The sequence below is a fragment of the Ramlibacter sp. genome, from assembly GCF_035627355.1.
Lineage (GTDB): Bacteria > Pseudomonadota > Gammaproteobacteria > Burkholderiales > Burkholderiaceae_C > Ramlibacter.
The window spans coordinates 1-19,267 of sequence record NZ_DASPLW010000070.1 but is presented as its reverse complement, the minus strand read 5'-3'; the positions used below and the strand labels follow the sequence as shown (position 1 = coordinate 19,267).

Sequence of the window (19,267 nt, the reverse complement as noted above, 5' to 3'; positions counted from 1 at the left end):
CCGCGCCATCAAGGCCGGCGAAGCCTCGCTGCTGGTCGCCGGCGGCGTCGAGAGCATGAGCCGCGCGCCCTTCGTCATGCCCAAGGCCGAGTCCGCGTTCTCGCGCAGCAACGCGGTCTACGACACCACCATCGGCTGGCGCTTCGTCAACAAGCTGATGAAGGAGCGCTACGGCATCGACTCCATGCCCGAGACGGCGGAGAACGTGGCGGCCGAATACGGCATCGAGCGCGAGGCCCAGGACCGCATGGCGCTGGCTTCGCAGCTCAAGGCGGTGGCGGCGCAGAAGGCCGGCTTCTTCGAGGCCGAGATCGCGCCGGTCACCATCCCGCAGAAGAAGGGCGATCCGGTGGTGGTGGCGAAGGACGAGCACCCGCGCGAGACCTCGATGGAGGCCCTCGCCAAGCTCAAGGGCGTGGTGCGCCCCGACGGCAGCGTGACCGCCGGCAACGCCAGTGGCGTCAACGACGGGGCCTGCGCTTTGCTGCTGGCCGACGAAGGCACCGCCGCCCGTCACGGACTGACGCCGCGCGCCCGCGTGGTCGGCATGGCCACCGCCGGTGTGCCGCCGCGCGTCATGGGCATGGGCCCCGCACCGGCCACGCAGAAGGTGCTGGCGCTCACTGGCCTGAAGCTGGAGCAGATCGACGTCATCGAACTGAACGAAGCGTTCGCCGCCCAGGGCCTGGCCGTGCTGCGGCAGCTCGGGCTGCGAGACGACGATCCGCGCGTCAACCCGAACGGCGGCGCCATCGCGCTGGGGCATCCGCTCGGGGCCTCCGGCGCGCGCCTGGCCACCACCGCGGTCAACCAGCTGCACCGCAGCGGCGGCCGCTACGCGCTGTGCACCATGTGCATCGGGGTCGGCCAGGGCATCGCCGTGATCCTCGAGCGGGTCTGATCCCGCCTTGTCCTTCCCGCTGATCACCGACGCCGGCTTCTACGCGGCCGCGATTCCCGCCGTCCTGCTGCTCGGGATCAGCAAGAGCGGCTTCGGTGCCGGCTTCGGCTCGCTGGCCGTGCCGCTGATGGCGATGGCGGTCACCGTGCCGCAGGCGGCGGCCATCCTGATGCCGCTGCTGTTCGTGATGGACGTGCTCGGCCTGCGGGCCTGGCGCGGCCACTTCGACTGGAAGCTGATCCGCTTCCTGCTGCCCTTCGGCCTGCTCGGCACCGTGGTCGGCACGCTGCTGTTCAAGCTGCTCGACGCGCACCTGGTGGCCGGCATCGTGGGGGTCTTCACGCTCCTCTTCCTGGCCCAGCGCGTGCTGTTCCCCCCGCGCCAGGACAGCCCCGCGCCGCCCCGCTGGCTGGGCGCCGTGCTGACCACCACCTCCGGCTTCACCAGCTTCATCGCCCACGCCGGCGGCCCGCCGGTGAACGCCTATGTGCTCCCGATGCGGCTGGCGCCCACCGTGTACACGGCCTCGATGGCGGTGTTCTTCTTCGCCATCAACCTGAGCAAGTGGATCCCCTACGCGTGGCTGGGCCTGCTGGACCTGCCCAACATGGCCACCTCCATCGTCCTGCTGCCGCTGGCGCCCATCGGAGTGGCGATCGGGGTGAATCTGGCGCACCGCATCCGGCCCGTGCTGTTCTACCGGCTGGTCTACCTGGGCATGCTGCTGACCGGCCTGAAGCTGGTCTGGGACGGCTTCCTGGCCGCCTGAGGCCGGCTGCGGCAACCGACTCATCCGTGCCGGTAACATAGGGCGCAAGCGGCCCTGCCGGATCGGACCGCTCCCTTTCGGAGGTGTGCCCATGCCGGTCGTGGTCGTTGCCAATCCCAAAGGCGGTGTCGGGAAGTCCACCGTCGCCACCCACATCGCGGGTCATTTCGCCAGCCAGGGCCATGCGGTCATGCTGGGCGATGCGGACCGCCAGCAGTCCAGCCGGCTGTGGCTGGGCCTGCGTCCGCCGACGGCGCGGCCCATCCAGGGCTGGGACCTCAGCGAAGGCAAGGTCGCCCGGCCACCCAGGGGCACCACCCACGTGGTGATCGACACGCCGGCCGGGCTGCACGGCAAGGAGCTGCGCGAGCTGCTCGGGTCCGCCAGCAAGGTGGTCGTGCCGCTGTCGCCCAGCGTGTTCGACATCTTCGCCACCCGCGCCTTCCTGGACGAGTTGGCCGCGCACCACAAGACGCGCGGATTGCAAGTCGGCATCGTCGGCACCCGCGTCGACAACCGCACGCTGGCGGCCGACCAGCTGCAGGCCTTCGTCAAGGGCCTGGGCCTGCCGGTGCTGGGCGAGCTGCGGCCGACCCAGAACTACGTGCACCTGGCCGCCCGCGGCCTCACGCTGTTCGACCTGTCGCCGGCGCGCGTCGAGCGCGACCTGGCGCAGTGGGCGCCGATCGCGCGCTGGCTGGACCAGTAGCGGATCCCGCGGGTCCCCGCTGCGCGGGCCCGTGACGAAGCGACACAAAGTTCAACACGAGCGACGTGCTCGCGCCCAAGCTCGGCCGTTATAAACAAGCCAACAACCACCGAGCCCTTCCATGACTGCTGTCCTGAACCCCAACGCTTCCGCTCCTGCCGCTCCGTCTTCCTCGCTGGCCGCCGTCCCGCGCGCCATCTGGGTGGCCCTCGGCGCAATGGCCCTGGCCACCGCCGGGCTGGGCGGCGCGCTGGTGATGCGCGCCATCGACAGCCCCGAGCCGCCGCAAGTGGCCACGACCTCGCAGGTCGCGCCGACCGAGGTCGCCGGCCAGCAGCAGGTCGCGCCGGCCCAGTTGCAGGCCGCCCCGCAGCCCGCAACCCCGGTGGCGCAGGCCGCACCCGCTCCGGCGCCTGCGCCGGTCAAGGTCGCGCGCCCGGCGCCCAAACCCGCCCCGGTGCGGACGCAACCGCAACCGCAGGTCGTCGCCCAGGCGCCGGTCCATGCGCAGCCGGCCCCGGTCCAGGCCACTCGCGCGGCCATCTGCGCCACCTGCGGCACGGTGCAGGCCGTGCACGAGGTGAAGGAAAAGGGCCAGGGCAGCGGGCTGGGTGCCGTGGGCGGTGCCGTGGTCGGCGGCCTGCTGGGCAACCAGGTCGGCGGCGGCAACGGCAAGAAGGTGATGACCGTGCTCGGCGCCGTCGGCGGCGGCGTGGCCGGTCACGAAGTGGAGAAGCGCGTGCGCTCCACCGTGGCCTACGACGTGCAGGTGCGCATGGAAGACGGCAGCGTGCGCACCATCCGCCGCGCCGAACCGGTGGCGGTCGGATCGCGCGTGTTCATCGAGGGCGGCGAGCTGCGCGTCGGCGGCCCCGGTGTCGGCAGCGTGCAACCCGGCACCCTGCGCACCTCGGCGCCCGGCGCCTGAAGCCACGAGGCCCGTTCGCGGCGGCAAGTTCCGTCGCCAACGGCGCCGCAACCGGCTTTTCCCCAAGGCCCTAACGAGCTATCGCAGCCTCAGCCGTGCCGGCCCAGAATGGCCGCATGGCACCTCCACTGGCTGCAGCGACCCCCGGACATCGCCTTTCGGATCCGGGCCCGGTGGCACCCCAGGCGGACCCGTCGATCCTCCCGTTCTCGGTGGTGGTGCCGCTCTACAACAAGGCGCCCTTCGTCCTCGGTTCGCTCGGCTCCGTGCTGGCCCAGACCTTCGGCCGCTTCGAGCTGCTGGTCGTGGACGACGGCTCCACCGACGGTGGCGCCGACCTGGCCGAGGGCTTGGCCGATCCGCGCGTGCGGGTGGTGCGCCAGCCCAATGCCGGCGTCTCCGCGGCCCGCAACAAGGCCATCGAACTGGCGCGCGGCGAATGGGTGGTGTTCCTCGATGCCGACGACTGGCAGCACCCGCAGTTCCTCGCCACGCTGCGCGCCACCCAGCGCGCCTACCCGCAGGTGGACTGCGTCGCCAGCCGCTTCGTCGAATTCACCGGCGCGGGCACGGCGCCGCCGGCGCGCTGGCCCGTGCCGCCCGGTCCGCCCCGCATCGAGCTGATCGAGGACCTGGCCGCGCGCTGGATGCGCGGGCCCACCCTGTTCACCGGCTCGATCGCGGTGCGCCGCCGCGTGCTGCAGCAGTTGCAGCCCTGCTTCCAGCCGGGCGAGAGCTTCGGCGAGGACCTCGAGCTGTGGTTCCGCATCTCCGAGCGCACGCCCATCGCCCTGGTCCATGCACCCCTGGCGGCCTATCGCGTGGGGGTGGCCGACAGCCTGTCCGATGGCCGCCAGCCCTGGTGCCAGCCGCCCTGGGTGGACCGGCTGCGCCGGCGCGTGCGGGCGCGCGGCTTCGATCCGCGGCGGCGCCGGTCGGCGCTGCGCCTGGCTGACCAGCTCGGGCTGAACATGGCGCGCGAGGCGATCGCCGCCGGCGAGCGCGGCGCGGCCTTCGCATTGCTCATGGGCGCGCGGCACGCCATGGCGGGCCGCCGCTGGTGGGTGACGGCGGCGATGGCCCTGTGCTGCCCGCAGGGGCTGGCGGCGCGCATCCTGCACCGGGGGCCGCCGGTTCCCGCTGCCGAGGGCGTGCCGGATTCCCGCTGGCCACCGCCTACGCCGCTGATCCCGCCGACGGCGCCCCGGACCTAGCGGCCCGCTCGCCCCGGTGGCGCCCGGCCGTCAGGGGCGCCGGGCCCCCTCGCCGGCGACGCGGAACTCGCCGGGCGCGACCCCCATGCGCGCCTTGAACGCACGGGCGAAGCTCTTCTCGTTGCGAAAGCCGGCCGCCGCGGCCACCTGCTTGAGCGGGCGGGCGGTGCGCAGCAACAGGTCGCGCGCGCGCTCGAAGCGCACCTCGTCCTTGAGCTGCTGCAGGCTGGCTCCCTCCACCTTCAGTTGCCGGTGCAGCGTGCGGGCCGACACGTGCAGCAGGTCGGCCACGGCCTCGGCGCTGTGGCTGCGCTCGGGATGCGCCGACAGCACCTGCCGCACCTGCGGCACCAGCAGCCGGTCGCGCCGGTACTGCAGCACCGTCAGGCTGAGCGCGCGATGGCGCAGCAGCAGCGTCAGCGCCTTCTCGTCGCGGCGCAGCGGCAGCGCCAGGTAGCGCGCGTCGAAGCGGATCGAGGCCGGCGCGCCGGCCTCGCCGAACGCGAGCGGGCCGCCGGGGAACATGTGCGCATAGGCGTCGGCGTGCGGCGGCGCGGCGAAGGGGAAGCTCGCGCCCTGCAGCGGGATGCGCGAGTCGACATACCAGCAGGCCAGCCCGTGCACGTTGCGCAGGATGAAGGCGATCGACAGCTCGCGCGCGGCCGGCCGCAGCCGCCGCACTTCGAGCAGGCTGATGGTGGCCAGCTCGCCGCTGGTCGACAGCGACAGCCGGATGTCGGGCACCAGCAGCCCGTGGTGGCGGCACCAGCGCCGCAGCGCGATGCCCAGGTCCGGCGCCGTGAGCGAGGCGCGGGCCAGCAGGCCGTAGCTGCCCCAGGGCAGCCTGCGGCTGAAGGCGCCCAGGCCCTCGTCGTCCAGCTCCTGCATGGCGGTGGCCGACACCAGTTCCATCTGCCGGGCCGTCATCCGCCCTTGCGGCTGGCGCAAGTGCGCTGGCGTGATCTGTGCCATCCGCAGGGCCTGCTCCGGCGACTGGCCGTAGCGCCGGTAGGCCGCGGCGATGGCTTTGGCGAAGGCGATCGGGGTGGCGGTGGCCGGGGGCCGGCCCGGCCCCCGCGCGGCAGCGATGGGCATGCCGGGAGTGTGGCACGATTTGCAACCTATCCGGCAGGCACGCGGCCAGCGGCTGGCGTAGTCTCCACGGGACAAAGCTGCGGCTTCCCACCGAGAGACACATGCCCGTTCTGGAGACCCAACTCAATCCCCGTTCCGCCGAGTTCCAGGCCAACGCCCAGGCCATGCGCGCCCTGGTGGAGGACCTGCAGGCCCAGGTGGCGCGCCACGCGCTCGGCGGCGGCGAGGCCGCCCGCGCCAAGCACACCGCGCGCGGCAAGCTGCTGCCGCGCGACCGGGTGCAGATGCTGCTGGACCCCGGCACGCCCTTCCTGGAGCTGTCGCCGATGGCCGCGCACGGCATGTACGACGACGCGGCGCCCAGCGCGGGCGTGATCACCGGCATCGGCCGGGTCAGCGGGCGCGACGTGGTGATCGTCTGCAACGACGCCACCGTCAAGGGCGGCACCTACTTCCCGATGACGGTCAAGAAGCACCTGCGGGCGCAGGAGATCGCGCAGCAGAACCGGCTGCCCTGCATCTACCTGGTGGACTCGGGCGGCGCCAACCTGCCCAACCAGGACGAGGTGTTCCCCGACCGCGAGCACTTCGGGCGCATCTTCTACAACCAGGCCAACCTGTCGGCCCAGGGCATCGGCCAGGTCGCGGTGGTGATGGGCTCCTGCACGGCCGGCGGCGCCTACATGCCGGCGATGAGCGACGAGACCATCATCGTGAAGAACCAGGGCACCATCTTCCTGGGCGGCCCGCCGCTGGTGAAGGCGGCCATTGGCGAGGTGGTGTCGGCCGAGGACCTGGGCGGCGGCGACGTGCACACGCGCCTGTCCGGCGTGGCCGACCACCTGGCGCAGAACGACCTGCACGCGCTGGCGCTGGCCCGGCAGATCGTCGGCACGCTGCCGAGCGAGAAGCGGCCGCCGGTGGAATTGCGCGAGCCGCGCCCGCCGAAGTACGACCCCCGGGAGCTGCACGGCGTGGTGCCGACCGACACGCGCAAGCCCTACGACGTGCGCGAGATCATCGCCCGCATCGTCGACGACTCCGAGCTGCACGAGTTCAAGGCCCGCTACGGCACCACGCTGGTGTGCGGCTTCGCCCACATCGAGGGCATGCCGGTGGGCCTGATCGCCAACAACGGCATCCTGTTCTCCGAGAGCGCGCAGAAGGCGGCCCACTTCATCGAGCTGTGCTGCCAGCGCAAGGTCCCGCTGGTGTTCCTGCAGAACATCACCGGCTTCATGGTCGGTCGCAAGTACGAGAACGAGGGCATCGCCCGGCACGGCGCCAAGATGGTGACCGCGGTGGCCACCGCCAGCGTGCCCAAGTTCACCGTGATCATCGGCGGCAGCTTCGGCGCCGGCAACTACGGCATGTGCGGCCGCGCCTACTCGCCGCGCTTCCTGTGGATGTGGCCGAACGCGCGCATCTCGGTGATGGGCGGCGAGCAGGCCGCCAGCGTGCTGTCCACCGTCAAGCGCGACGGCATCGAGGCGCGTGGCGGCTCCTGGAGCGCCGAGGAGGAGCAAGCCTTCCGCGCGCCGCTGCTGGAACAGTACGAGCTGCAGGGTCATCCCTACTACGCCACGGCGCGGCTGTGGGACGACGGCGTGATCGATCCCGCCGACACGCGCCGGGTGCTGGCGCTGGGCCTGTCGGCGGCCTACAACGCGCCGGTCGGCGAGCCGAAGTTCGGCGTGTTCCGGATGTAAGCCATGCAGGAGAGCATCTATCTCACCCCCGAGCACGAGTTGCTGCGCGAGCAGGTCGCGCGCTTCATCGCGAAGGAAGTCGAGCCGCACGGCCAGGCCTGGGAGGAGCAGGGCTTCGTGCCGCGCGAGGTGCTGCGCCGCATGGGCGCGGCCGGCCTGTTCGGCCTGATGTACGAGCCGGAGTACGGCGGCGCCGGAGCCGACGCGCTCACCAACCTGGTGTTCGCCGAGGCGCTGTCGCAGTCCACCTTCGCCGGCTTCATCATCACCGTGCTGGTCCACACCGACATGGCCGGCCCGCACCTGCACCACGCGGGCAGCCCGGCGCAGAAGGACAAGTACCTGCGCCGCGTCACCGCCGGCGAGGCGATCTGCGCGGTCGGCATCACCGAGCCGGGCGCGGGCTCCGACGTGGCGGGCATCCGCACGACCGCACGCCGGGATGGCGACGACTGGGTGCTGAACGGCACCAAGATGTTCATCACCAATGGCGTGCACGCCGACCTGTACTTCATCGCCGCCAAGTCCGGCCCCGGCAAGCGCGAAGTCTCGATGTTCATCGTCGAGAAGGGCACGCCGGGCTTCTCGGTCGGCCGCGCGCTGAAGAAGAGCGGCTGGCTGTCCTCCGACACCGCCGAGCTGGTGCTCGACAACGTCCGGGTGCCCGCCGCCAACCTGCTGGGCCAGGAGGGCAAGGGCTTCTACTCGGTGATGAAGAACTTCCAGACCGAGCGCATCGCGCTGGCCGCGATGGCGGTCGGCCACTGCCAGCAGGCGCTGCGGCTCACCCTCGACTACGTGCGCCAGCGCCAGGCCTTCGGCGGCCCGCTGTGGGACCAGCAGGTGATCCGCCAGCGCCTGAGCATGCTGGACGCCAGGACGCGCGCAGCCCGGCAGTTCATGTACCACTGCGCCTGGCGTGTCACGCAGGGGCACGACATCGTGCAGGATGTGTCCATGCTCAAGGCGCTCACCGGCGAGCTGGTCAACGAGGTGGTGTCCACCTGCCAGCAGTTCCACGGCGGCATGGGCTACATCCGCGAGACGGCGGTGGAGCGGCTGTGGCGCGACGCCCGGGTGCTGGCCATCGGCGGCGGCGCCACCGAGGTGATGCTGGAAGAAGTGGCCAAGCGCTACTGAGATCGGGAGTGACGATGAAGAACCTGGAACTGCGCTACGAGGCCGGCGTCTCGACCGTGACGCTGAACCGGCCCGAGGTCCGCAACGCCTTCAACGACGAGGTCATCGCGGAACTCACCGCGGTGCTGTACGAGCTCGGCCAGCGGCCCGAGGTGCGCTGCGTGGTGCTGGCGGGCAACGGCCCGGCCTTCTGTGCCGGCGCCGACCTCAACTGGATGAAGCGCGTGGCCGACTACACGCGCGAGCAGAACCTGGAGGACGCCAGCGGGCTGGCCCGCATGCTGGAAGTCCTGTACCGGCTGCCCAAGCCGACCGTGGCGCGCGTGCACGGCGACACCTACGCCGGCGGCATGGGGCTGGTGAGCGCCTGCGACATCGCGGTGGTGGCCGAGCCGGTGCAGTTCTGCCTCAGCGAAGTGAAGCTGGGCCTGATCCCCGCCACCATCAGTCCCTACGTGATCCGCGCCATGGGTGCGCGCGCGGCGCATCGCTGGTTTCTCACCGCCGAGCGCTTCACGGCGGCCGAGGCGCTGCGCATGGGCTTCGTGCACGAGGTGGTGCCGGCCGCCCAGCTCGACGCCAAGGTGGCCGAGATCGCGCGGGCGCTGGTCAACGCCGGCCCGGAAGCGGTGAAGGCCTGCAAGCAGCTGGTGCACGACGTCGCCGGCCGCGACATCGGCGCCGGCCTGATCCGCCGCACGGTGGAAGGCATCGCCGACATCCGCTCCAGCGAGGAGGGCCGCGAAGGCGTGCGCTCCTTCCTGGAAAAGCGCAAGCCGAACTGGCTGCTGCCGCAGGGGTGATGGGCGATGGGCACGCTGGCGCGACGCCGTCCCCATCGGGTCATCCCCGCGAAGGCGGGGATCCAGTGCGTCCGCTTTCATGGGCTGGTCCGGAGCCTGCCCCCGGTATCGCGCCCATGACGATGCACGCCCATGGACACCTGGCCCGCCCTCATCGACCCGCCGCAGTTCCTCGCGCTGGCGGCGGCGCTCGGCTTCGCCAGCGGCTTCCGGCTGTATGCGGCGGTGTTCTTCACCGGCCTGGCCGGTTTCCTCGGCTGGGTCCAGCTGCCGGCCGGGCTGCACGTGCTGGAGCATCCGGCCGTGCTGGGTGCCAGCGGCTTCATGCTGTTCATCGAATTCTTCGCCGACAAGATTCCCTACCTGGACTCGGTCTGGGACGCCGTGCACACGCTGATCCGCATCCCGGCGGGCGCGGCGCTGGCCGCGGGCGCGCTGGGCGCCGACAGCACGGCCATGGCCTGGATCGCCGCGCTGGTGGGCGGCGGGCTGGCCGCCACCAGCCATGCCACCAAGATGACCACGCGGGCGGCGGTCAACACCTCGCCCGAGCCCTTCTCCAACGTGGCGGTGTCGCTGTTCGAGGACGGCTGGGTGCTGTTCCTGCTGTGGTTGTCGGCCACGCACCCGGTGATCTTCACCGTGGTGCTGGTCGCCAGCGTGATCGCCGCCGTCGTGCTGCTGGTGGTGCTGATCAAGTTCCTGCGAGTCGTGGTGCGGGAGTTGCGTGACTTTTTCGCCGGGCGCCGTATGCGCCGGCTGCCCTGAGAAGAAACCATGTTCAAGAAGATCCTGATTGCGAACCGCGGTGAGATCGCCTGCCGCGTGGCCGCCACCGCGCGCCGCCTCGGCGTGAAGACCGTGGCCGTGTACTCCGAGGCCGACGCCGGCGCCAAGCACGTCGCCGCCTGCGACGAATCGGTCCTGATCGGCGGTCCCTCGCCCAAGGACAGCTACCTGCGCTGGGAACGCATCCTGGAGGCGGCGCGCGCCACCGGCGCGCAGGCCATCCACCCCGGCTACGGCTTCCTGAGCGAGAACGAGGACTTCGCGCGCGCCTGCGCCGAGGCCGGGCTGGTGTTCATCGGCCCGCCCGCGTCGGCGATCCAGGCCATGGGCCTGAAGGCCGAGTCCAAGCGGCTGATGGAGCAGGCCGGCGTGCCGCTGGTGCCCGGCTACCACGGCGCCAACCAGGACCCGGCGCTGCTGCGCAGCGAGGCGGCGCGCATCGGCTACCCGGTGCTGATCAAGGCCAGCGCCGGTGGTGGCGGCAAGGGCATGCGCGCGGTGGACAAGGCCGAGGACTTCGACGCGGCGCTGGCGTCCTGCCAACGCGAGGCACGCAACAGCTTCGGCGACGACGCGGTGCTGATCGAGAAGTACGTGCAGCGCCCGCGGCACATCGAGATCCAGGTGTTCGGCGACACCCGCGGCAACCTGGTCTACCTGTTCGAGCGCGACTGCTCGGTGCAGCGCCGCCACCAGAAGGTGCTGGAGGAGGCGCCGGCGCCCGGCATGACGCCGCAGATGCGCCAGCGCATGGGCGAAGCGGCGGTCGCTGCCGCGCGCGCGGTCGGCTACGTCGGTGCCGGCACGGTGGAGTTCATCGTCGAGCAGCGCCCCGGCGGCGAGATGGACTTCTTCTTCATGGAGATGAACACCCGCCTGCAGGTGGAGCACCCGGTGACCGAGGCCATCACCGGCCTCGACCTGGTGGAGTGGCAGCTGCGCGTGGCCGCCGGCGAGCCGCTGCCGCTGAAGCAGGACGAGCTGCGCATGCACGGCCATGCGATCGAGGCGCGCATCTGCGCCGAGAACCCGGAGAACAACTTCCTGCCGGCCACCGGCCAGCTGGTGGTGTACCGGACGCCGGACCACGTGGCGTTCACGCCGTCCACGCAGGGCCTGCCTCGCATCGACGACGGCGTGCGCGAAGGCGATGCCATCACGCCCTTCTACGACTCCATGATCGCCAAGCTGATCGTGCACGGCGACACGCGCGAGCAGGCGCTGGCCCGGCTGGACGAGGCGCTGTCGCGCACCCGGATCGTCGGCCTGTCCACCAACGTGCAGTTCCTGCGCCAGGTGGCCCGCAGCCGGTCGTTCTCGCAGGCCGACCTGGACACGGCGCTGATTCCGCGCGAAGCGGCGGCGCTGTTCGGCCAGGAGCCGGTCGGCTTCGCCATTGCAGCGGCCGCGGCGGTCGCCAGTGCCCTGCAGCGCGAGCGGGCGGAGGAGGGCAGCGATCCGTTCAGCCGCCGCGACGGCTGGCGCGCGTACGGGGAAGCGACCCGGCGCTTTGCCTTCGATTTCGGCGGCGAGCAGCGCGAGGCCGAGCTGACCTATCGGCGCGACGGCTCCCTGCACCTGACGGCCGACGGCCTGGCCGGTCCGCTGCAATTCCAAGCCAGCGCCGACGGTGCCATCGACCTGCAGTTCGCGGGCCGGCGCACGCGGGTGCAGGTCCACGCGCAGGGCGAGACCGACCACGTCTTCACGCCCGAAGGCGCGACCCGCATCGTCGCCGTCGACCTGCTGGCGCACGCCGGCGAGGGCCTGTCCGAGGGCGGCCGGCTGACGGCGCCCATGCCGGGCAAGGTGGTGTCCTTCGCCGTGAAGGCGGGCGACGCCGTGAAGAAGGGCCAGGCGCTCGCCGTGCTGGAAGCCATGAAGATGGAGCACACGATCGCCGCCCCGTCCGATGGCATCGTGGCCGAACTGCTGTACGCGCCCGGCGACCAGGTCGACGAGGGCGCGGAGCTGCTGCGCCTCGACGCGGCCTGAAGCGGGGCGTCGACAATAGCGGGATGCGCATCCTGTTCCATGCGGCCGGCCACAAGCCGGCCCCCTGGCTCGAAGGCCTGAAGGCCGCCCTGCCGGAAGCCGCGGTGGCCGAATGGGCGCCCGGCGCGCCGCCGGCCGACTACGCGGTGGTCTGGGCGCCGTCGCAGCAGATGCTCGATGAGCAGCCCCAGCTCAAGGCCCTGTTCAACACGGGCGCCGGCGTCGATGCCCTGCTGCAACTGCGGCTGCCACCTCACGCGCAGCTGGTGCGGCTGGACGACGCCGGCATGTCGGTGCAGATGGCCGAGTTCGTCTGCCAGGCGGTGATCCGCCATTTCCGCGAGCTCGATGGCTACGAGGCCGACATGCGTGCCGGCAAGTGGTCGTTCCGCAAGCCGCGGTTGCGGGCCGAGTGGCCGGTCGGCGTGATGGGGCTGGGCGTGCTGGGCGCGCGGGTCGCCCGCGCCCTGCAGCAGTTCGAATTCACGGTCAACGGCTGGAGCCGCTCGCCGCGGCAGCTGGAGGGCGTGCGCTGCTTCGCCGGCCGCGGGCAGCTCGACGATTTCCTGGCCGCCAGCCGCATCCTGGTCTGCCTGCTGCCGCTGACGCCCGACACCGAGAACATCCTCGACCGCCACACGCTGGGCCGACTGATGCCGGGCGGCTACCTGGTCAACGCAGCGCGCGGCCGCCACCTGGTCGAACCCGACCTGCTGGCGCTGCTGGAGCAGGGGCAGCTGGCCGGCGCCACCCTCGACGTGCTGCGCGAGGAACCGCCGCCGCCGGAGCACCCGTTCTGGCGGCACCCCAGGATCACCCTGACGCCGCACACCTCGGCGCGCACCCTGCGCGACGAGAGCATCGCCCAGATCGCCGGCAAGATCCGGGCGATGGAACGCGGAGAGCCCGTGGCCGGTGTGGTTGACCGGACCCGGGGATACTGAACTGCGACACCAGCGAGCAACGCCATGAAACTGCCATCCCGAGTCAAGATCGTCGACGTCGGCCCGCGCGACGGGCTGCAGAACGAGAAGGGCCACGTGCCCGCCGAGGTCAAGATCGGCCTCGTCCACCGGCTGCAGGACGCCGGGCTGAAGGACATCGAGGTCACCAGCTTCGTCTCGCCCAAGTGGGTGCCGCAGATGGCCGATGCGGCCGAGGTGATGGCCGGCATCCAGCGCAAGCCGGGCGTGCGCTATTCGGTGCTCACGCCCAACATGAAGGGGTTCGAGGCCGCGCTGTCCAGCCGCCCCGACGAGGTCGTGGTGTTCGGCGCCGCCAGCGAGGCCTTCAGCCAGAAGAACATCAACTGCTCCATCGCCGAGAGCATCGAGCGCTTCGCCCCGGTGGTCGAGGCGGCGCGCGCCAAGGGCATCCACGTGCGCGGCGCGATCTCCACGGCGGTCGGCTGCCCCTACGAGGGCGAGATCGCGCCCGATCGGGTGGAACTGGTCGCCAAGCTGATGAAGCAGATCGGCGTGCACCACGTGGGCGTGTGCGACACCATCGGCGTGGGTACGCCGCGCAAGGTGCAGGCCGCGATGGAAGCGGCGCTGAAGCACTACGACATCGACGACATCTCCGGCCACTTCCACGACACCTACGGCCAGGCGCTGGGCAACACGCTGGCCAGCCTGGAAATGGGCGTCTGGCAGTACGACGCCTCCGTGGCCGGCCTGGGCGGCTGCCCCTACGCCAAGGGCGCCACCGGCAACGTTGCGACCGAGGACGTGGTCTTCATGCTGCAGGGCCTGGGCATAGAGACCGGCATCGACCTGGATAAGCTGGTCGACGCGGGGAAGTACATCAGCGACTTCCTGCAGCGCAAGCCGAACTCGCGGGCGGGGACGGCGATCTTGAACAAGCGCAGCGGATAGAACTCGAACCATGTGCGGCTCTGAACTCACCTCCCTCCCCGACGGCGTGCAGCGCGTCGCCCGCGTGCTGCAGGCCCATGGCCATCCCCACACCCCCGTGATGCTCGACGACGCGGCGCGCACGGCGCAGCAGGCGGCCGACGCGCTGGGCATCGCGGTCGGCCAGATCGCCAAGAGCATCATCTTCCGGCGCAAGGCCGACGATGCGGCGGTGCTGGTGATCACCTCGGGCGACCGGCGGGTGGACGAGAAGAAGGTCGACGCCCTGGTCGGCAAGACCGGCCGCGCCGACGCCGATTTCGTCAAGGCGCGCACCGGCTACTCGATCGGCGGCGTGTCGCCGGTCGGCCATGTGCAGCCGCCGGTCACGCTGATCGACCGCGAGCTGTTCCGCTTCCAGGAGATCTGGGCGGCGGCCGGCCACCCGCACGGCGTCTTCAAGCTGCGGCCGCAGGACCTCGAGCGCCTGACCGGTGCGCCGGTGGCCGACGTGGTGCAGGAGCCGGCGGCTTGAGCTCCTACGCGGCGAAGCAGGTGCAGCGCAAGCTGCGCGCCATCGCCGACCTGCCGGCCGGTGAGCCGGTGCCCTCGCCCTGTATCTGCGTCTGCCGCGTGGACCCGCGCAGCGGCCTGTGCGACGGCTGCTTCCGCACCCTCGACGAGATCGCCGGCTGGACCGCCATGAGCGATGCCGGCAAGCGCGAGGTGTGGATGCGCCTCGGTGAACGCGCCGGCGCGACGGCGACGCAGGAGCCCGGAGACCCCCAGCCATGAAGTCCATCACCTTCTACCTCGATTTCATCTCGCCCTACGCTTACCTCGCCTTCGAGCACCTGCCGCAGGCGCTGGAGGGCCTGAGCTACCAGGTCGAGTACCGCCCGGTGCTGTTCGCCGGCCTGCTCAAGCACCACGGGCAGCTCGGGCCGGCCGAGATCGCCGGCAAGCGCGAATGGACCTATCGACAGGTCCTGTGGCAGGCGCATGCCCATGGCATCCCGATGCAGATGCCGGCCGCGCACCCGTTCAATCCTCTGGGCCTGCTGCGTCTGGCGCTGGCCTGCGGGCCGAACCGCTTCGTGTGCGAGACGCTGTTCCGCCACGTGTGGCGCGGCGGCGCCGATGCGGCCGATGCCGGCCGGCTGCAGTCGCTGCAGCAGGAGCTGGCGCCGGCGCGCGACCCCGGCAGCGAGGACGTGAAGAACGAATTGAAACAGGCGACCCAGGACGCCATCGCCCGCGGCCTGTTCGGCGTGCCCACCTTCGCGGTGGACGACAAGCTGTTCTGGGGCTTCGATGCACTGCCCATGCTGCGCGCCTACCTGCAGGGCGACGACTGGTTCGCGGCGAACTGGGATGCGGCGGTGCAGGCCGCAGCGGCGCCGCTCAAGCCCGCGCGCGGGTAAGGCCCCGCGTTACGCGCCGTGTCTGGATCCTCCGCCTTCGCGGAGGATGACCCAAGATGCCGTCAATTCCCGCGTAGGCGGGCCCGGAATGCGCGCGGCTCCGCGTGCCGGGGCCCCGGTGCCCTCACCCCGGCAAGGACATGGGCCCATCCCTAGAATGTTCCGCCTTCGACGGGAACATGGCCACATGACACAGGGTTTGATCCGCATTCGCGGTGCCAGGCAGCACAACCTCAAGAACCTCGACCTCGACCTGCGCACCGGGGAGCTGACCGTGGTCACCGGCCCCAGCGGGTCGGGCAAGTCCAGCCTGGTGTTCGACACGCTCTATGCGGAGGGCCAGCGCCGCTACGTCGAGACCTTCTCCGCCTATGCGCGCCAATTCCTGGACCGCATGGACAAGCCGGCGGTGGACCGGGTCGAGGGCGTTCCGCCGGCCATCGCCATCGACCAGACCAACCCGGTGCGCTCGTCGCGTTCCACCGTCGGCACCATGACGGAGCTGAACGACCACCTCAAGCTGCTGTTCGCGCGCTCGGCCGAACTGTTCGACCGCAAGACGGCGCAGCGGGTGCGGCACGACACGCCGGAGACGGTCTATGCCGAGCTGATGGCGCGCACCAGGGATGGCGATCCGCGGCTGGTCGTGACCTTCCCGGTGGAACTGCCGGCCAGCACCACGCCGGAGGAGATCGAGCAGTGGCTGGCCGCCAGCGGCTTCACCCGCGTGCAGGCGCAGCGCGAAGTGGCCACGCCCACCGGACCGCGCCGCGTGCTGGACGTGGTGGCCGACCGCTTCCGCATCCAGGGCGTGGAGAAGGCGCGCGCGATCGAGGCGATCGAGGTGGCGCTCAAGCGCGGCGCGGGGCGGATGAGCGTCTACGCGACGTATGCATTCCGTCATCCCCGCGAAGGCGGGGATCCAGTCCCGTCGGTTGAGGAAGCCCTGGATTCCCGCCTTCGCGGGAATGACACGGTGGGGGGCGGGAATGACCCAGTGGAGCCGGTCGTGTGGAAGTTCTCCACCGGCCTGCACTGCCCCGACAGCGACATCCGCTACGCCGACCCGATCCCCTCGATGTTCTCGTTCAACTCGCCGGTGGGTGCGTGCGAGACCTGCCGCGGCTTCGGCCGCGTGATCGGGGTCGACTACGGCCTCGTGATCCCCAACGACAAGCTCACGCTGCGCGCCGGCGCCATCAAGCCGATGCAGACGCCGGCCTGGCAGGAGTGCCAGGACGACCTGATGCGGTACGCGGAAGCGGCCGGCATCCCGCGCGACACGCCCTGGTACAAGCTCACGCCCGCGCAGCAGCGCTGGGTGATCGACGGCACGCCGGACTTCAAGAAGGGCGGCTGGAACAAGCAGTGGTACGGCGTGCGGCGCTTCTTCGAGTACCTGGAGAGCAAGGCCTACAAGATGCACATCCGGGTGCTGCTGTCCAAGTACCGCAGCTACACGCCCTGCGGCGCCTGCGGGGGCGCCCGCCTGAAGCTGGACAGCCTGCTGTGGCGCCTGGGCAGCCGCGAGGACGCCGATGCGGTGCTGGACCCCGCCCAGCGCTTCCTGCCGGTGGGCGTGGACTGGACGCGCGAGCAGCTGGAGGCGCTGCCGGGCCTGTCGCTGCACGACCTGATGCTGCTGCCGATCGACAAGCTGCGGAAGTTCTTCGCGCGGCTGGAGCCGCAGGCGGACAGCGGGGCGCCGGCCGGCGAGCACCAGGCGCTCAAGCTCCTGTACGAGGAGATCAACACCCGCCTCAAGTACCTGGTCGACGTCGGCATCGGCTACCTCACGCTGGACCGCCAGAGCCGCACGCTGTCCGGCGGCGAGGTGCAGCGCATCAACCTGACCACCGCGCTGGGCACCTCGCTGGTCAACACGCTGTTCGTGCTGGACGAACCCAGCATCGGCCTGCACCCGCGCGACATGGGCCGCATCACCGAGGCGATGAAGCGGCTGCGTGACGCCGGCAACACGCTGGTGGTGGTGGAGCACGACCCCGCCGTGATGCTGGCCGCCGACCGCATGATCGACATGGGCCCAGGCCCCGGCGAGCGCGGCGGCCGCATCGTGTTCGACGGCCCCACCGACGAACTGCGCCGCGCCGACACCCTGACCGGTGCCTACTTGGGCGGCCGCAAGCAGGTCGGCATGGGCTTCAAGCGCGCGGTCACCGACGCCACCCCGCGGCTGGTGCTGGAAGGCGCCTGCGAGCACAACCTGAAGAACCTGTCGGTGGAGTTCCCGCTGCAGCGGCTGGTGTGCGTGACCGGCGTGTCCGGCTCGGGCAAGTCGACGCTGGTGCAGGACATCCTGGCGCCGGCGCTGCTGCGCCACTTCGGCCGCGCCACCGAGTCGCCGGGCCACCACGAGCGCCTGCTGGGCGCCGACCACCTGGGCGACGTGGTGTTCGTCGACCAGTCGCCGATCGGCAAGACCGCGCGTTCCAATCCGGTCAGCTACGTCGGCGCCTGGGACTGCATCCGCGAGATCTTCGCCACCTCGGCGCTGGCGCGGCAGCGCGGCTACACCGCCGCCAAGTTCAGCTTCAACAGCGGCGACGGCCGCTGCCCCACCTGCGGCGGCTCCGGCTTCGAGCATGTGGAGATGCAGTTCCTGTCGGACGTCTACCTGCGCTGCCCCGACTGCGACGGCCGCCGCTACCGGCCCGAGATCCTCGAGATCACCATCGAGCGGAAATCGGGGTCAGATTCCAATTTCCGCCGGCTGAACGTGGCCGACGTGCTCGAGCTCACGGTCAGCGAAGCCGCTGCGCTGTTCGCGAACGACCGCGAGGTGATCCGCGCGCTGCAGCCCATCGTCGACGTCGGCCTGGAGTACGTGAAGCTCGGGCAGCCGGTGCCCACGCTGTCCGGCGGCGAGTCGCAGCGCCTCAAGCTGGCCGGCTTCCTGGCCGAGGCCGCCAAGTCGGCCAGCAACAGCCGGCAGGGTCTGGCGCGCAAGGGCACGCTGTTCCTGTTCGATGAGCCGACCACTGGCCTGCACTTCGACGACATCGCCAAGCTGATGCGCGCGCTGCGCAAGCTGCTGGAGGCCGGCCACTCGCTGATCGTGATCGAGCACAACCTCGACGTGATCCGGGCCGCCGACTGGCTGGTGGACCTGGGCCCGGAAGGCGGCGAAGGCGGCGGCCTGCTGGTGGCCGAGGGGCCGCCGGAGGAGGTGCGCAAGCACCCGGCCTCGCACACCGCCAAGGCGCTGCGCGAGTACGACGGCACGATAGGCGCGGCCGAGCCGTCGCTGGCGGCGAGCAAGCCCCGCACGGCGCGGGCGATGGCATCGGCGATCCAGATCGTCAACGCCCACGAGCACAACCTGAAGAACCTGTCGGTCGACATCCCGCACAACCGCTTCAGCGTGATCACCGGCGTGTCGGGCTCGGGCAAGTCCACGCTGGCCTTCGACATCCTGTTCAACGAGGGGCAGCGGCGCTACCTGGAGTCGCTCAACGCCTATGCGCGCAGCATCGTGCAGCCGGCCGGGCGGCCGGAAGTCGATGCGGTGTACGGCATCCCGCCCACGGTCGCCATCGAGCAGCGGCTGTCGCGCGGCGGCCGCAAATCGACGGTTGGCACCACCACCGAGGTGTGGCACTTCCTGCGCCTGCTGTACGTCAAGCTGGGCGTGCAGCACTGCGTGAACGAGGGCGCCGAGGTGCGGCCGCAGACGCCGGACAGCATCGCGGCGCAGCTGATGAAGCGCTACCGCGGCCAGCACATCGGGCTGCTGGCGCCGCTGGTGGTCAACCGCAAGGGCGTCTACACCGAACTGGCCGACTGGGCGCGGGCGCGCAGGTACACGCACCTGCGCGTGGACGGCAACTTCCTGCCCACGACGGGCTTCCCGCGCATCGACCGCTTCCGCGAGCACACCATCGAGCTGCCGGTCTGCGACCTCGACGTGACGCCGG

At 71.2% G+C, this 19,267-nt stretch carries 17 protein-coding genes; 16 read left to right on the top strand and 1 reads right to left on the bottom strand.

What is annotated here, in order from left to right; all coding sequences use genetic code 11:
- The 5 genes from VEC03_RS17430 to VEC03_RS17410 form a co-directional block, all read left to right on the top strand.
- A partial coding sequence (locus VEC03_RS17430; RefSeq protein WP_324918079.1) for an acetyl-CoA C-acyltransferase occupies positions 1–901 on the top strand: 901 nt, incomplete at its 5' end.
- 7 nt (positions 902–908) lie between these two features.
- Positions 909–1,670, top strand: a complete 762-nt coding sequence (locus tag VEC03_RS17425) for a sulfite exporter TauE/SafE family protein (protein WP_324918076.1) — start codon at positions 909–911, stop codon at positions 1,668–1,670.
- 91 nt (positions 1,671–1,761) lie between these two features.
- A complete protein-coding gene (locus VEC03_RS17420; RefSeq protein WP_324918074.1) occupies positions 1,762–2,379 on the top strand; it encodes a ParA family protein in 618 nt (205 codons plus the stop codon).
- Positions 2,380–2,500: 121 nt separating this feature from the next.
- Positions 2,501–3,307 (top strand): glycine zipper 2TM domain-containing protein, encoded by an 807-nt coding sequence (locus VEC03_RS17415; RefSeq protein ID WP_324918071.1) that lies wholly within the window; start codon positions 2,501–2,503, stop codon positions 3,305–3,307.
- Positions 3,308–3,423: 116 nt separating this feature from the next.
- Complete coding sequence (locus VEC03_RS17410) at positions 3,424–4,521, top strand: glycosyltransferase family 2 protein (RefSeq protein WP_324918068.1); 1,098 nt, start codon at positions 3,424–3,426, stop codon at positions 4,519–4,521.
- 30 nt (positions 4,522–4,551) lie between these two features.
- On the opposite strand, the gene VEC03_RS17405 is transcribed toward VEC03_RS17410, so the two are convergent.
- Entirely contained in the window at positions 4,552–5,616 is a 1,065-nt protein-coding gene (locus VEC03_RS17405) for an AraC family transcriptional regulator (RefSeq protein ID WP_324918065.1), read from the bottom strand.
- 101 nt (positions 5,617–5,717) lie between these two features.
- Here VEC03_RS17405 and VEC03_RS17400 point away from each other — a divergent pair, with 101 nt between their 5' ends.
- The 11 genes from VEC03_RS17400 to uvrA all read left to right on the top strand — a co-directional run.
- Complete coding sequence (locus tag VEC03_RS17400) at positions 5,718–7,325, top strand: carboxyl transferase domain-containing protein (RefSeq protein ID WP_324918063.1); 1,608 nt, start codon at positions 5,718–5,720, stop codon at positions 7,323–7,325.
- Positions 7,326–7,328: 3 nt separating this feature from the next.
- Complete coding sequence (locus VEC03_RS17395) at positions 7,329–8,465, top strand: acyl-CoA dehydrogenase family protein (RefSeq protein WP_324918060.1); 1,137 nt, start codon at positions 7,329–7,331, stop codon at positions 8,463–8,465.
- A gap of 14 nt (positions 8,466–8,479) precedes the next feature.
- Positions 8,480–9,268, top strand: coding sequence for an enoyl-CoA hydratase/isomerase family protein (locus VEC03_RS17390; RefSeq protein WP_324918057.1), 789 nt, complete (start codon positions 8,480–8,482; stop codon positions 9,266–9,268).
- A 132-nt stretch (positions 9,269–9,400) separates the two neighbouring features.
- Complete coding sequence (locus tag VEC03_RS17385; protein WP_324918055.1) at positions 9,401–10,036, top strand: DUF4126 domain-containing protein; 636 nt, start codon at positions 9,401–9,403, stop codon at positions 10,034–10,036.
- Between the two features lie 9 nt (positions 10,037–10,045).
- Positions 10,046–12,052 (top strand): acetyl/propionyl/methylcrotonyl-CoA carboxylase subunit alpha, encoded by a 2,007-nt coding sequence (locus VEC03_RS17380; protein WP_324918052.1) that lies wholly within the window; start codon positions 10,046–10,048, stop codon positions 12,050–12,052.
- A 23-nt stretch (positions 12,053–12,075) separates the two neighbouring features.
- Entirely contained in the window at positions 12,076–12,996 is a 921-nt protein-coding gene (locus tag VEC03_RS17375; RefSeq protein WP_324918049.1) for a glyoxylate/hydroxypyruvate reductase A, read from the top strand.
- 24 nt (positions 12,997–13,020) lie between these two features.
- Positions 13,021–13,929, top strand: coding sequence for a hydroxymethylglutaryl-CoA lyase (locus VEC03_RS17370; protein WP_324918047.1), 909 nt, complete (start codon positions 13,021–13,023; stop codon positions 13,927–13,929).
- 10 nt (positions 13,930–13,939) lie between these two features.
- Positions 13,940–14,443: a YbaK/EbsC family protein gene (locus VEC03_RS17365; protein ID WP_324918044.1), complete on the top strand. Its 504-nt coding sequence runs from the start codon at positions 13,940–13,942 to the stop codon at positions 14,441–14,443.
- The gene (locus VEC03_RS17360; protein ID WP_324918041.1) at positions 14,440–14,703 is read left to right on the top strand and encodes a DUF1289 domain-containing protein; all 264 of its coding nucleotides are present in this window, start codon (positions 14,440–14,442) and stop codon (positions 14,701–14,703) included. Before VEC03_RS17365 ends, VEC03_RS17360 begins: the two co-directional genes overlap by 4 nt.
- On the top strand, positions 14,700–15,332 hold the full coding sequence (locus tag VEC03_RS17355; RefSeq protein WP_324918038.1) for a 2-hydroxychromene-2-carboxylate isomerase: 633 nt from the start codon (positions 14,700–14,702) through the stop codon (positions 15,330–15,332). The genes VEC03_RS17360 and VEC03_RS17355 overlap by 4 nt, the downstream gene beginning before the upstream one ends.
- A 187-nt stretch (positions 15,333–15,519) precedes the next feature.
- Positions 15,520–19,267 (top strand): excinuclease ABC subunit UvrA (gene uvrA / locus VEC03_RS17350; protein WP_324918035.1); only part of this gene is annotated, 3,748 nt, incomplete at its 3' end.